Consider the following 13,669-nt stretch of genomic DNA (forward strand, 5'->3'; position numbering starts at 1 on the left):
AATGACCGAGTCAAGCCGTCTGCGCAACTGGTTCGGGGGTGAAGATCCGGTTGTCGCGCAGGAGGGCCCACAGCACGCTGACCCGGCGGCGGGCCAGGGCGATGACGGCTTGGACGTGCTTGCAGCCCTCGGCCCGCTTCTTGAGGTAATAGTCCCGGTTGGGGCCGTCCTTGATGATGCTGGTCTGCGCGGACAGGTAGAACACCCGTCGCAGGCGGCGGCTGTAGTGTTTAGGCCGGTGTAGGTTGCCGGTCCGCCGCCCGGAGTCACGGGGGACGGGCACGAGCCCGGCCGCCGAGGCCAGATGGCCGGCGTCCGCGTAGGCCGTCAGGTCGCCGGCCGCGACGACGAGCTCGGCGCCGAGTATGGGCCCGATGCCGGGCAGGGACTCGATGATCTCGGCCTGCGGGTGGGCGTGGAAGGTGTCGCGGATCTGCTTGTCGATCCGCTTGAGCCGGTCGTCCAGGGCCAGGATCTGCGTGGCCAGGTCGGCGACGAGTGCGGCCGCGACGTCCTCGCCGGGCAGTACGGTGTGCTGGGCGTCGGCGGCCTCCAGTGCGGTGGCCGCCACGGCGTCGGCACCGCGGGCGCCGCGGTTGGCCAGCCAGGCCGTGAGGCGTGCCCGGCCGCGGCGGCGGAGCGCGGCGGGGGCCTGGTAGCCGGTCAGTAGGACCAGGGCGCCCTTGTGCGCGGAGTAGTCGAATGCCCGCTCCAGAGCGGGGAAGATGCCGGTCAGCACATCGCGGAGCCGGTTGATCATCCGCACCCGGTCGGCGACCAGGTCTGAGCGGTGGGCGGTCAGCAGGGCGAGGTCGGCGGCGAGCTGGGCGGGCACCTCGATGGTGGTGAAGTCCCTGCGCTGGCGGGCGGTTTCGGCGATGACGTAGGCGTCGCGGGCATCGGTCTTCGCCTCGCCCCGGTAGGCGCCAGCCATGCGGTTGACGGTGCGTCCGGGCACGTAGACGGCCCGCTGGCCGTGGGCCGCGAGCAGCGCCAGCAGCAGCGCGGACGACGTCCCGGAGATGTCCACCGCCCAGTGGACCTGATCGGCCAGGGCGAGGATCTCGCCGAGCGCGGTCAGGATCGCGGTCTCGTCGTTGTCGAACTTCTTCGACCACAGCGTGGCGCCGCCCTCGTCGACCACGGCTGCCCAGTGGTGGCCCTTGCCTGCGTCAACACCGGCCCAGACATAGGCCCTTCGCTCGCTCACACACTCCTCCTCGAAGGCACCGGCATCCCGTTGGCCCGAGGAACACCCCGCTGTCATCTCCGTAATCAGCGACCGCACGAGGCGCGCACATCTCAATCAGCAGCCAGGGCGCCCCGAAGAGCCGGGCGGCCACTCCTTCCAAGCCACTGAGGACAAGGCGACCTGAGCCACACCCGGCCCTCCCGGGCCGGACAACACCTTACGGAGGTGACCTGGGCGGAGGTAAAAGCACCAGGGCGGCCTGTGACGGCTGGATCTGCTTCGAGGACGAAGCCGGGTTCACCCGCAGGCCGCCCAAGGGACGCACGTGGGGCCGGCGCGGCATCACCCCGGTCGTGAAGGTCTGCGGCCGGGCTCCGGACGGGTCTCGGCCGCCGGACTGCTCGCGATGCGCCCGGGCTCTCGGACCCGGCTGTGCCACCGGCTGCGGCGCCATACCGGGCGCAGGGGCGAACGCCGCAGCCTGTCCGAGCGCGACTACATCGGTCTGATCGACGGAATCCACCAGCTGGTCGGGGCGCCGATCGTGCTGGTCTGGGACCGGCTCAACACTCACGTCTCCCATACCATGCGCGACTTGATCAGCGCGCGGGTCTGGCTGACGGTGTTCATCCTGCCTGCCCACTCACCCGAGCTGAACGCGGTCGAGTACCTGTGGGCCCATGTCAAGCACAGCCTCGCGAACCTCGCCAGCGTCGCCCTCGACCGGCTCGCAACCCTCGTCCGCAACCGACTCAAACGCCTCCAGTACCGCCCCGACGTCCTCGACGGCTTCCTCACCGGAACCGGCCTCTCCCTCGACCGCCCACCCTGAAAAGCCGAAGTCAGTAGCTACGCCGATCGCATCTGACGACCCATCAGCTCAGGTCAGCAAAAGTCAGCATCAGTCCGAGTTCACCCTCACAGATGCGCGCATATCTGAGAACTCAGCGCACGGCGCGACGGACCCGCGCCGGCGCTGTGAGGAGGTACGGCCGAGCCCGCCACGCTCGGGGCAGCACCCTGCGCCGACCCCTTTACTCACACCATTCGCCCCGATATCATCTACTTTCCGGATGGTCGACATGGCTCTGCGTGTGCGGTCAGGACGGCAGGGTGATCGACTGGGCGTGGTGGAACACGTTCTTCTCGTCCCAGGTCTTCTTGGCCCGCTGCAGTCGGCTGTAGTTCTGCTTGTAGTACAGCCGCTGGTAAGCCGGGTTCGCCTGGCCGACCACGCCAAGGTCGGTGTCGGGGTAGTTCACATAGGCGCCGTCGGTGTCGGTGTCGATCTCGGGGATGCCGCCGGTCGCCTTGTACACCGCCCGGTAGAGGCCGCGCAGGTAGTCGAGATGAGCGGTGTCCTGGGCGGGGTCGGTCCAGTAGGTCTGGTACTGGAGCTTCATGATCGAGTCACGCTGGGGGATGGCGTCCTCGGTGGGCCTTCGCTCGTTGATCCTGCAGCCGTACGAATCGACCTGGACCAGCGTCTGCGTGAGGTCGACGCCCTGGACGTCCTTGGTCAGCCATTCCCAGAAGCTGTCGACCTGTGCGGGGGTGAACGCCCTGCGGTGGTAGGCCGACTTGTACTTGCCCCGCTGGTTGTCCCCCGAGGGGTTGAGCGTCATGGTGGCCTGGAACCACGGCACCTGGCGGCTCTTGTCCGGATAGGGAAGGAACAGCCCGCCGGCGCTGTAGGTCTGGACGGCCGCCTTGGTTTTCATCCCGGCCTCCATCGCGGCCAGGAATTGCTCCAGCGGCCCGGGATCGTCCTCGTCCCACTGGCTGAGCAGGACGACGTTTCCGTTCGTCCGATGGGTGAGTTTGAGGATGGCGAACAACCCCCGGTAGACCGATTCGCCCGTTCCGCTGTGCTCGGCGAAGAAGGCGGCGAAGTTGTTCACCAGCCGGTGGAAGTCCGCCGGCTGCTTGACCAGCTCGTCCCACGGCCAGGCGACACTGCTCAGCCAGACCCTCAGCGGTGGCTTCGGGAGCTCGTGGTGGAAGTGGTAGCGCAGCACCACGCCGAAGTTCCCCCCGCCACCGCCGGTGTGCGCCCAGAAGAGGTCCTTCTCGGCCGAGCCCTTCGAGTCGTCGCGGTGCGCCCTGGTCACCTCCACCTTGCCGCCGCGGACGGTGACCACGTCGACCTGGACCAGATGGTCGACGGTCAGCCCGTGCCGCCGGGAGAGCAGCCCGTACCCGCCGCCGCAGATGTGCCCGCCGGCCCCCACCGAGTAGCACGAGCCGGCCGGCAGCGTGACTCCGTACTTGCGGAAGAGCGTGGTGTAGACGTCCCAGTTGGTGGCGCCGCCCTCCACGCAGTACGTGGACGCGCCGTACTTGTCCGTCGCCGCGCGGACACCGCGCAGGGTGCTGAGGTCGAGGATGACGCCGTTGTCGTTGTCGACGAAGCCCTCGTAACAGTGCCCGCCGCCCCGGATCGTCGGCCGCAACCCCTTGTCGAGCGCCGTCTTCACGGCCGCCACGGCGTCGGCATCGTCGCCCACCAGCCGGATGTAGGCCGGTGTGCTGCTCCACCGCTGATTGAATCCCTGACTGAGCGTCTGGTACCGCGGGTCGTCGGGGAGCACCGACTGCCCCTCGGGCACCTCGGCGGACTCGGCGGCTGCCGGGCCGGCGCCGGCCGCCAGGCCGAGGGAAGCGGCGGACGCCCCGGCGGCGGCCATTCCCGCGGTACCCAGAAATCCACGCCGGGAGAATTCTTGACGCATGGCAGGACCCACTTTCTCGACTCTGAGAAGCTGGCAGCCGCACGCTAGCACGTACGTTTGGCCCTGTGAATCCATATACGAATTAGTGTGACTGTACGCCACTTTCCTGGAATGCCTCGTTCCCTGCGGGGCGACCGCATTGTCAGTGGCATCGGTTAATGTCCCGTCACCTTCTCGGAATCACCGCCGAGCGAGGTCGAACACCGGGAACGGGAGAGCGCCGTGCGAAACCAGACGTCCGGCCCCATGGGCCGCACACCGGAGCCACCGGCCGCCCCACTCCCACTCGCGCTACTCGGCGATCGGCCTGGAGAGGTCGTCCTCGGCGAGCACCCGGTAGACGGCGTTCAGGGTGGGCGGGCCGACCAGGTCCTTGATCCGCTCGAAGCGGCGCTCCTCGACGGGGGCGAGCCGTTCCATCCACTCCTGGATGGACTCGGGCCCGTGGTCGCCCTCGATGATCGCGATGGTGACGATCTTCTGCGGGTCCTCCACATCGGCGGCGGTGATCACCCGGGTCCGCGGGTCACCCGGGACGATCTCGTCCGGGATCCAGCTCTTGCGGAACTCCCCGTAGTCGACCCCGTCGTTGAGCCTGCGCACCATGACACTGACGAGCTGCATGACGTCCTCCCTGAACTTTTTCTTGCGGTGCAAGAAGCCGATGTCCGCTATTGTTTTCTTGCACCGCAAGACATGTCAAGTCCCAGCACGGAGGAGCACATTGATGGCGAGTGGACGCGGGCGCCCGAGGACGGGGCTGACCAGGGAGAAGGTCATCGACGCAGCCCTGGCCTTCGTCGACGAGCACGGGCTCGCCGCCCTCTCCAACCGCAAGCTCGGCGCGGCGCTCGGCGTCGAGGGCATGACGCTCTACTACTACGTGCCGAGCAAGGCCGCCCTGCTCGACGGCATGGTGGAGCGTCTGCTGGAGCTGTCCGCCGGCGACCTCTTCACCGACCCCACCGGGCGCCCGTGGACGACGGTGGTGGGCGACTTCGCCGCCGCCCTGCGCCGGATCCTGCTCGACCACCCGGCGATGCTCACCGTCCTGGCCACCCGCCCGGCCGCCACTCCGGCGGCGCTGCGCCTGCTGGAACGCGGCGTCGGCGCGCTGCGCGCCGACCGGGTTCCGCTCGCGGACGCCCTGGACGTCCTCAACGCCGTGGTGTCGTTCACGCTCGGCCACACCCTCGCGGAAGTCGGCGAGACGCCTCACCACGAAGGGACGGAGCCCGATCCGGAGCAGTTCCGCTCACTGGACCCGGCGGTATTCCCGCAGTTGGCCGAAGCCTTCGGCACCGGCGCCGGCCTGGACTCGGAGCAGCGCTTCCACCGCACGCTGCGCATCCTGCTCGCGGGGTTCGCCGCCGAGATCGACGAAGGCGCCGGGGCCGGCGATGAGGGGAGGCCGCAAGGCTAGGGCAATTTCTTTCGCATCAGCAGAGGTGATCACCGTGCGATGGGCGGTCCGGGGTCTGATCACCGGCACGCGGGACCGTACCTCGCATGGCATCGGAGGCGGGCGAGGTCGACGCGCCATTCGCCCGCGGGCCGAGCCGACGGTCCGCCAGGCGGGACTCTCGTTCATCCCGCGCGCCCGGCACCGGCGGCCCGGATCGGCCTCCCGAACCGCCCGTCCGACAGCGACTCGGCCCCACGCCGCTGGTGCTCGTCCACCACGGCGTGTGCGACCGACCGGCGCCACACGGGTCAGGCCTCCGCGCCACCCGAGACGCCCAGGCCATCCGAGCTCTCCGGCCCGCGCAGGGCCGCCACGACCAGGCCCTGGATCTCGTCCGCCCGCAGGGTCCCGCCGCCGACCAGCCGGTCGAAGACCAGGCCGTCCACACAGGCCAGCAGTGTGAGGGTGCGTGCCGCCGGGTCCGCGACGCCCTGGGCTGCGATGAAGGTGCGGACGGCCGCGTGGCCCGCGTTCTCGCGCGGGACGAGAATCTCGCGCAGCTCGGGATCACGCACGCTCTCCACCGCACAGGCGTAGCGCGCGAGCGAGCGCCGCCGCCCCTCCCCCGTCAGCCGGCGCTCGGCCAGCAGGGCGATGCCCTCGGCCAGCTCGGTGGCCGAACGCGGCGCCGGCACCTGCTCGCCCATCGCCTGGAGCTCGCCCTGGTCCAGCTCGACCAGGCGCCGGACCAGGGCGGTGAGCAACGCCTGCCTGGTCCGCAGGTACGCCGAGGTGGTGCCGACCGCCAGGCCGGCCGCCGCGTCCACCGCCCGATGGGTCAGCCCGCGCATGCCCGCGTCGGCGAGGACGCCGATGGCCGCGTCCGCCAGCAGGGTCCGCCGGTCGGCCCCTCGCGTCGCCGAACCGTGCATTGCCGAGCCCTGCATTGCCGAACCACGCGTTGCCGCCCCGCGCGCCGTGTGCCCGGCCGGGCCGCGTTCATGCGGCCCACGCCCGTCCGGCTGCTTCTGCCCGTCTGCCTCAGCTTCCTGCATCCCCCCTTTCTACACCCGTAGTAAGTGCGAGTACTCTCCCTCTACAGTTGTAGAAGGTCACGCGAACGACAGGGGAAGGACCGGGCATGAGCAGCAACAGCGCGGTAGTGGTCGGGGGCGGCATCGGAGGGCTGGCAGCCGCGATCGGGCTCCGGCTCGCCGGGTGGGACGTCACGGTGGTCGAGCGGGCAACGGTGCTGGACGACGCGGGCGCCGGGATCTCGCTGGCCGCCAACGGCCTGCGGGCGCTCACCGCCCTCGGCGTCGGCGAGGCGGTGGAAGCGGCCTCGCGCCGCCAGTACACCGGTGGCACCCGCACTCCGAGCGGCCGCCGGCTGGCCCGGATGGACGGCACGGCGCTGGAGCGCGAGCTGGGCGCGCCGATCATCGGTATCCCGCGCGCCGCGCTGCACCGGATCCTGCGGGAGGCGCTGCCAGCCGAGTCGCTGGTGATCGGCGCGGAGGTGACGGCGGTCGAGGCGGCCAAGGCGGCGGTGGGCGCCACCCGGCCCCCGCGGATCCGGGCCGAGTACGGCGGCACCGCGCTCGACGCCGACCTGGTGGTCGCGGCCGACGGGATCGGCAGCCGACTGCGCCGCCGGCTCTTCCCCGACCACCCCGGCCCGGTCTACAGCGGCTCGACGGTGCTGCGGGCGATCACCGAGCGGCCGGTCGAGGGGACGACCGGCGACCCGATCGCCGACTTCGAGCTGACCTGGGGCCACGGCGCGGAGTTCGGACACATCGCCTTCCCCGACGGCCGGGCCGAATGGCACGCGGTGCTCAACGCCCCGGCCGGTGTGCGCTACCCGGACCCGCTGGCCGAGGTCCGCCGTCGCTTCGCCGGCTGGCACGAGCCGATCCCCGCGCTGCTGGCCGCGACCCGCCCGGAGGCCGTCCTGCATCACGACGTCAACGAGCTGGTGACGCCGCTCCCCTCGTTCACGGCGGGCCGGGTCGCACTGCTCGGCGACGCGGCCCACGCCATGACCCCCCACTTGGGGCAGGGCGCCTGCCAGGCCCTGGAGGACGCGGTGACCCTGGCTGCCGCGATCGGCTCGGAGCCCGGCGTCGAGGCGGCCCTCGCCCGGTACGACGCCGAGCGGCGCGCGCGGAGCCAGGCGGTCGCCCGCGATGCGCGGCGCGCCGGCCGGATGGGACAGCAGCTCGCCCACCCGTTGGCCGTCGCCGCCCGCAACGCGGCGATCCGCCTGACCCCGCCCGGTGCGATGGTGCGCACCGCACTGCGTCACGCCGACTGGACGCCGCCACAGATCACCGCCGCAACCACCCGGGCCTGACCCGGACCCGCCCCGCATCCCGCACCCCACACCGCGCGGCAGGCCCGGCTCCAGGGGCCGCCGCGGGGCCGCGGTGGGGCCATGACGGGCACGCCGCCGGACCCGCAGCCGCGTCCAGCACTCTCCAGCGCGGCGTCCGCCACCCGAAGGGAGCACCTTTCGGTGTGGCGTGGGTCACGGCCCGAAAAAAAGGCTGACGGTCCGTCAAGCTGACTGACAGCTCGTCACAATCGACTCACAGAAGCTCAGTTATTCACTGACTTACGGTCAGATTCGGCCAGTTGGGCGCAAGTTGGGTGGAGTGTCGGGCAGTACACCGTTCATCACCCCGGGCTACCATCGGTCGGGTTGTCCGCTCCGGCCCCGGAGTGGGGTCACCCGATCAGGCGTGTGCTCCCACCGCCCCCAAGGGCCGAGCGCCGGTCGGGACAGGGGCGAGGACGAGGAGCGCACGGGCTGCCATGACAGCTGAACCGAGCCACATCGAGCACGCCCTGCACGCCCCGCACGCCCCGCACACCCCACAGGCCCCCGCCCCCGGCGTGACGGCCGCCCCCGAGAAGGCCCAGCAGACCCCGCAGGCCCCGCCAACCTCCCAGACCCTGCAGACCTCGCACACCCCGCAGGCCCTCACCCCGGCCCTCTTCCCCGGACGCCCGGCCCCCGCGCCGCGTACCCTGGTCGACCTCCTGGACGCCACCGTCCGCGCCCACCCCAACGAACCGGCCCTGGACGACGGCCGGACCGTGCTCAGCTACCGGGCGCTCGCCGCCGAGGTCGAGCAGCTGCGCCGCCGGCTGGCCGCCGCCGGGATCGGCACGGGCGACCGCGTCGGCATCCGCGTCCCCTCCGGCACGAACGACCTCTACGTCTCGATCCTCGCCGTGCTCACCGCCGGGGCCGCCTACGTCCCGGTCGACGCCGAGGACCCGGACGAGCGCGCGCAGCTGGTCTTCGAGGAGGCGGCCGTCGCCGCCGTGCTCGGCGCGGAGCGCGCCCTGACCCTCACCGGCGGACCGCAGGAGGCTGCCACCCCGGCCCGGCCCACCCCGGCCCATTCGACCCCCGCCCGCCCCACCCCGGCCGACGACGCCTGGATCATCTTCACCTCGGGCTCCACCGGCCGCCCCAAGGGCGTCGCCGTCACCCACCGCAACGCGGCCGCCTTCATCGACGCCGAGGCCGCGCTCTTCCTCCAGGACGAGCCGATCGGCCCGGGAGACCGCGTGATGGCCGGGCTCTCCGTCGCCTTCGACGCCTCCTGCGAGGAGATGTGGCTGGCCTGGCGTTACGGCGCCTGCCTGGTGCCCGTCCCGCGCTCACAGGTCCGCAGCGGCGCCGACCTCGGGCCGTGGCTGGCCGAGCAGGAGATCACCGTGGTCTCCACCGTCCCCACTCTGGCCGCCCTCTGGCCGGCCGAGGCCCTGAACGAGGTCCGGCTGCTGATCTTCGGCGGCGAGGCCTGCCCGCCGGAGCTGGTGCAGCGGCTGGTCACCGAGGGCCGCGAGGTCTGGAACACCTACGGGCCCACCGAGGCGACCGTGGTGGCCTGCGCAGCGCTGCTGACCGGGGACGGCCCGGTCCGGATCGGCCTGCCGCTGGACGGCTGGGACCTCGCCGTGGTGGACGAGGCCGGCGAGCCGGTCGCGACGGGCGGCACCGGCCAGCTGGTGATCGGCGGTGTCGGCCTGGCCCGCTACCTGGACCCGGCCAAGGACGCCGAGAAGTACGCGCCGCTGCCCTCGCTCGGCTGGGAGCGCGCCTACCGCAGTGGCGACCTCGTCCAGGCCGACCCGGCCGGCCTGCTCTTCCTCGGCCGCGCCGACGAGCAGATCAAGCTCGGCGGCCGCCGGATCGAACTCGGTGAGGTCGACGCCGCCCTCCAGGCCCTGCCGGGCGTGGCCGGGGCGGCCGCCGCCGTCCGCACCGCGCGCGGCGGGAACCAGCTGCTGGTCGGCTACCTGGTGACCAAGGACGGCTGGGACCGCGAGCAGGCCGTCGAACGGCTCCGCGCCGAGCTGCCCGCCGCCCTGGTGCCGCTGCTCGCGCCGGTCGAGTCACTGCCCACCCGCACGTCCGGCAAGGTCGACCGCAACGCGCTGCCCTGGCCGCTGCCCGGCCTGGAGACGGCCGGGCCCACCGAGCAGCTCTACGGCACCGAGGCCTGGCTGGCCGAACAGTGGACCGAGATCCTCGGTGTGCCGGTGAGCGGCCCGCGCGAGGACTTCTTCGCCATCGGCGGCGGCAGCCTCGCCGCAGCCCGGCTCACCACCCTGCTGCGGACCCGCTACCCCAGCGCCGCCGTGCTGGACATCTACCAGCAGCCGACGCTGCGCAAGCTCGCCCGCCACCTGGAGCGCGGTGCGTCCGACGGCGGCGAGGCCCGCACGGTCGCGCTGGTGCCGACCCGGGCCAAGGTGCTCCAGCTGCTCCTGCTGATCCCGCTCTTCACGGTGGTCGGGCTGCGCTGGACGGTCGCGCTGCTGGCACTCGGCAACGCGCTCACCTGGCTCGGCGACTACCCGTGGGCACCGACCGCCTCCTGGTGGGCGGTCGGCGCGGGCGCACTGGCGCTCTACACCCCGGCGGGCCGGCTGGCCGTCGCGGCCGGGGGCGCCCGGCTGCTCCTGCGCGGCCTGCGCCCGGGCCGCTACCCGCGGGGCGGCTCCACCCATCTGCGGCTCTGGACGGCCGAGCGGCTCGCCGAGGTGACCGGCGCGACCGCGCTCTCCGGGGCGTGGCTCGTGCGCTACGCGCGGGCGCTCGGCGCCAAGGTCGGCCCCGAGGTGGACCTGCACTCGCTGCCGCCGGTCACCGGCATGCTCAAGCTCGGCCGGGGCTGCGCGGTGGAGGCCGAGGTCGACCTCTGCGGCTACTGGCTGGACGGTGACCGGCTGGAGGTCGGTCAGGTCAAGGTCGGCCCGGGCGCCGTGGTCGGGACGCGGTCGACCCTGCTGCCCGGCGCCAAGGTCGGCAAGGGGGCCCAGGTGGTGGCCGGCTCCAGCATCACCGGCCAGGTGCCGACCGGCCAGCGCTGGGGCGGCGCGCCCGCCGTCAAGCTGGGCCGCGCCGAGCGCGCCTGGCCCAAGGAGCGGCCGGTCCGCCGGGCCCGCTGGGCCGCGCTGTACGGGGCCAGCGGCACGGCGCTCAGCCTGCTGCCGGTCCTGCCGGCGCTCGCCGGGCTGGCGGTGCTCGCCCGTTCCGTGCACCCCGGCACGGGCCTCGGCACCACGCTCGGCGGCGCCCTGCTCGGCCTGCTCCCGGCTACCCTCGCCTACGGGGTGGTGTACGCCGCGCAGCTAGTCGCGGCCGTCCGGCTGCTCAGCATCGGGCTGGCGCCCGGGGTGCACCCGCTGCACGGGCGGGTCGGCTGGCAGGCGTGGACCGTCACCCAGCTGATGGACCAGGCGCGCGAGATCCTCTTCCCGTTGTACGCGGGTCTGGTGACACCGCTCTGGCTGCGGGCGCTCGGGATGAAGGTCGGCCGCGGCGCCGAGGTGTCCACGGTGCTGGCGCTGCCCAGCCTGACCACGGTCGGGGACGGCGCGTTCCTGGCGGACGACACCCTGATCGCCCCGTACGAGCTGGGCGGCGGCTGGGTGCGGCTCGGCGAGGCGAAGGTCGGCGAGCGGGCGTTCCTCGGCAACTCGGGGATGACCGCACCGGGCCGGTCGGTCCCCAAGCGGGGGCTGGTGGGCGTGCTGTCCGCGACCCCGGCGAAGGCCAAGAAGGGCGGCTCCTACCTGGGCATGCCGCCCATGCGGCTGCCGCGGTCGGCCGACCAGGCGGACCAGAGCCTGACCTACGAGCCGCCGGCCCGGCTGCTCTGGGCCCGCGGGCTGGTCGAGGTGGCCCGGCTGCTGCCGGTGCTGGCCTCCGGGGCGCTCGGCGCGCTGACCCTGGCGGCGCTGTCCTGGCTGGCGGCCGGCTGGTCGCCGGTGGCGGCGGCGCTGCTGTCCGGCGTAGTGCTGCTGACGGCGGGCGGGGCGGCCTGCCTGGTCGCGGTGGCGGCGAAGTGGCTGCTGGTCGGGCGGTTCCGGGCGGTGGAGCACCCGTTGTGGAGCGGTTTCGTCTGGCGCAACGAGCTGGCCGACACCTTCGTCGAGGTGCTCGCGGTGCCGTGGCTGGTGGGCGCGGTGCCGGGCACCCCGGTGCTGAACCTCTGGCTGCGGGCACTCGGCGCGGACGTCGGGCGGGGCGTCTGGTGCGAGAGCTACTGGCTGCCGGAGGCGGACCTCGTCACGCTCGGGGACGGCGTGAGCATCAACCGGGGCTGTGTGGTGCAGACCCACCTCTTCCATGACCGGATCATGCGGATGGATACTGTCATCCTCCGCGAGGGCGCCACCCTGGGCCCGGGCGGCATCGTGCTGCCCGGCAGTACGGTGGGCGCGCGCAGCACGCTGGGCCCGGCCTCGCTGGTGATGCGCGCCGAGTCCGTGCCCGCGGACACGCGGTGGCTGGGCAACCCGATCGAGGCGTGGCAGACCACCTCGTGACCGGCCCCGCCTTCCCCGCACCCACGTCCGTCCCGTCCGCCACGCCCCCCATGTCCGCCGTGTCCCCCGTGGACGCGTCCTCGTCCCCCAGCTCGCAGGGAGCGCACGACCCGGTGAAATCCCGCCCGGTGAACCACCAGCACGCCCCGGCGGCCCCCGCCGCCGCGCCCGACCCGTACTTCCCGAACAGCGGCGACCCCCGCTACAAGGTCCACCGCTACGAACTCGCGCTGGACTACCGGCCCGGCCCCAACCGGCTGGGCGGCACCGCCCGGCTCAGCGCCGTCGCGGGGACCGCCCTGCCCGAGTTCGCGCTGGACCTCGCCGATTTCCGGATCGGCCGGGTGCTGGTGGACGGCAAGGCCGCCCGCTACACCCACCGGGCCGGCAAGCTGCGGGTCCGCCCGGCCAAGGCGCTCGCGGCGGGGGCCGCGTTCACCGTCGAGGTGCACTACACCGGGAACCCACGCCCGGTGCGCAGCCCGTGGGGCGGCCTCGGCTGGGAGGAGCTGACCGACGGCGCGCTGGTCGCCAGCCAGCCGGTCGGCGCGCCCTCCTGGTTCCCGTGCAACGACCGGCCGGCCGACAAGGCGACGTACCAGATAGCGGTCACCACCCCGTCCCCGTACACGGTGGTGGTCGGCGGCCGGCCGCTCACCCGCACCCCCCGGGCGTCCAGCACGACGTGGGTGTACGAGCAGTCCGCGCCGACCTCGACCTACCTGGTCACCGTCTCGATCGGCCACTACCTGCCGGTGGCGCTCGCCGAGCGCCCGGCCGTGCGGCAGACCGGCTACGTGCCTGCGGGGCTGGCGGCCGAGTTCGCCGCCGACTTCGGCCGGCAGCCGGAGATGATGGCGTACTTCGAGGAGGTCTTCGGCCCGTACCCGTTCGGCGAGTACGCGGTCGTGGTGGCCGACGAGGAGCTGGACGTCCCGGTGGAGGCGCAGGGCGTCGCCACCTTCGGCACCAACCACCTCGGCGGCGGCTGGGAGAACGAGCGGCTGATCGCCCACGAGCTGGCGCACCAGTGGTTCGGCAACAGCGTGTCGATCGCCGACTGGAGCCACATCTGGCTCAACGAGGGCCTGGCCAAGTACGCGGAGTGGCTCTGGTCCGAGCACACCGGCGGCCCGTCCGCGGCCGCCCACGCCGCGGCCGCGCGCACCCTGCTGGCCCGCCTTCCGCAGGACCTCCGGCTCGGCGACCCGGGCCGGAAACTGATGTTCGACGACCGGCTCTACCAGCGCGGCGGCCTCACCGTCCACGCCCTCAGGGTCACTCTGGGCGAGGCCCCCTTCTTCCGGATGCTCAAGGACTGGGCGACCCTCAACCGCCATGGCAGCGTCACCACCGCCGACTTCACGGCGCACGCCCAGCGGTACGCGCAGGGGCTGGCGTTGGGCGGCCTGTTCGAGGCCTGGCTGTGGCACGGCACGCTGCCCCCGGTGTCCGCCTGACCGGCCGCTCCCCGTCGTCGGGGGC

8 protein-coding genes and 1 pseudogene are annotated in these 13,669 nt (G+C 72.9%); 5 read left to right on the top strand and 4 right to left on the bottom strand.

Going from position 1 to position 13,669, the window contains the following annotated elements; all coding sequences use genetic code 11:
- Positions 1-10 precede the first annotated feature (10 nt).
- Complete coding sequence (locus ACZ3YO_RS24455; RefSeq protein WP_465572879.1) at positions 11-1,210, bottom strand: IS110 family RNA-guided transposase; 1,200 nt, start codon at positions 1,208-1,210, stop codon at positions 11-13.
- Positions 1,211-1,414: 204 nt separating this feature from the next.
- Between ACZ3YO_RS24455 and ACZ3YO_RS24460 the strand changes: the two are divergent.
- Positions 1,415-2,024, top strand: a pseudogene (locus tag ACZ3YO_RS24460) (transposase); the annotation flags it as partial.
- Positions 2,025-2,292: 268 nt separating this feature from the next.
- On the opposite strand, the gene ACZ3YO_RS24465 reads toward ACZ3YO_RS24460, so the two are convergent.
- Together ACZ3YO_RS24465 and ACZ3YO_RS24470 are read right to left on the bottom strand one after the other, a co-directional pair.
- Positions 2,293-3,879, bottom strand: a complete 1,587-nt coding sequence (locus ACZ3YO_RS24465; RefSeq protein WP_465572882.1) for an FAD-binding oxidoreductase — start codon at positions 3,877-3,879, stop codon at positions 2,293-2,295.
- 336 nt (positions 3,880-4,215) lie between these two features.
- Positions 4,216-4,548, bottom strand: coding sequence for a hypothetical protein (locus ACZ3YO_RS24470; protein ID WP_465572885.1), 333 nt, complete (start codon positions 4,546-4,548; stop codon positions 4,216-4,218).
- Positions 4,549-4,651: 103 nt separating this feature from the next.
- Between ACZ3YO_RS24470 and ACZ3YO_RS24475 the strand changes: the two genes are divergently transcribed.
- Positions 4,652-5,347, top strand: a complete 696-nt coding sequence (locus ACZ3YO_RS24475; protein ID WP_465572887.1) for a TetR/AcrR family transcriptional regulator C-terminal domain-containing protein — start codon at positions 4,652-4,654, stop codon at positions 5,345-5,347.
- A 290-nt stretch (positions 5,348-5,637) separates the two neighbouring features.
- Here the strand turns inward: ACZ3YO_RS24475 and ACZ3YO_RS24480 are convergent, their stop codons facing one another.
- Positions 5,638-6,276: a TetR/AcrR family transcriptional regulator gene (locus tag ACZ3YO_RS24480; RefSeq protein WP_465572889.1), complete on the bottom strand. Its 639-nt coding sequence runs from the start codon at positions 6,274-6,276 to the stop codon at positions 5,638-5,640.
- Between the two features lie 194 nt (positions 6,277-6,470).
- Between ACZ3YO_RS24480 and ACZ3YO_RS24485 the strand changes: the two genes are divergently transcribed.
- From ACZ3YO_RS24485 to ACZ3YO_RS24495, 3 genes are all read left to right on the top strand, one after another.
- On the top strand, positions 6,471-7,685 hold the full coding sequence (locus ACZ3YO_RS24485) for an FAD-dependent monooxygenase (RefSeq protein WP_465572892.1): 1,215 nt from the start codon (positions 6,471-6,473) through the stop codon (positions 7,683-7,685).
- A 461-nt stretch (positions 7,686-8,146) separates the two neighbouring features.
- The gene (locus ACZ3YO_RS24490; RefSeq protein WP_465572894.1) at positions 8,147-12,184 is read left to right on the top strand and encodes a Pls/PosA family non-ribosomal peptide synthetase; all 4,038 of its coding nucleotides are present in this window, start codon (positions 8,147-8,149) and stop codon (positions 12,182-12,184) included.
- A 128-nt stretch (positions 12,185-12,312) separates the two neighbouring features.
- Positions 12,313-13,644 carry a M1 family metallopeptidase gene (locus ACZ3YO_RS24495; RefSeq protein ID WP_465572896.1) on the top strand — a complete coding sequence of 444 codons (1,332 nt, stop codon included), beginning with the start codon at positions 12,313-12,315 and terminating at the stop codon, positions 13,642-13,644.
- Positions 13,645-13,669: the final 25 nt, after the last annotated feature.

This window comes from Kitasatospora sp. NPDC022785 (genome assembly GCF_055561295.1).

Bases quoted from the DNA above. Each gene is read 5' to 3' on its own strand.
- ACZ3YO_RS24475 (WP_465572887.1), top strand. From the start codon at position 4,652: ATGGCGAGTGGACGCGGGCGCCCGAGGACGGGGCTGACCAGGGAGAAG.
- ACZ3YO_RS24490 (WP_465572894.1), top strand. From the start codon at position 8,147: ATGACAGCTGAACCGAGCCACATCGAGCACGCCCTGCACGCCCCGCAC.
- ACZ3YO_RS24470 (WP_465572885.1), bottom strand. From the start codon at position 4,548: ATGCAGCTCGTCAGTGTCATGGTGCGCAGGCTCAACGACGGGGTCGAC.
- ACZ3YO_RS24465 (WP_465572882.1), bottom strand. From the start codon at position 3,879: ATGGCCGCCGCCGGGGCGTCCGCCGCTTCCCTCGGCCTGGCGGCCGGC.
- ACZ3YO_RS24480 (WP_465572889.1), bottom strand. From the start codon at position 6,276: ATGCAGGGCTCGGCAATGCACGGTTCGGCGACGCGAGGGGCCGACCGG.
- ACZ3YO_RS24485 (WP_465572892.1), top strand. From the start codon at position 6,471: ATGAGCAGCAACAGCGCGGTAGTGGTCGGGGGCGGCATCGGAGGGCTG.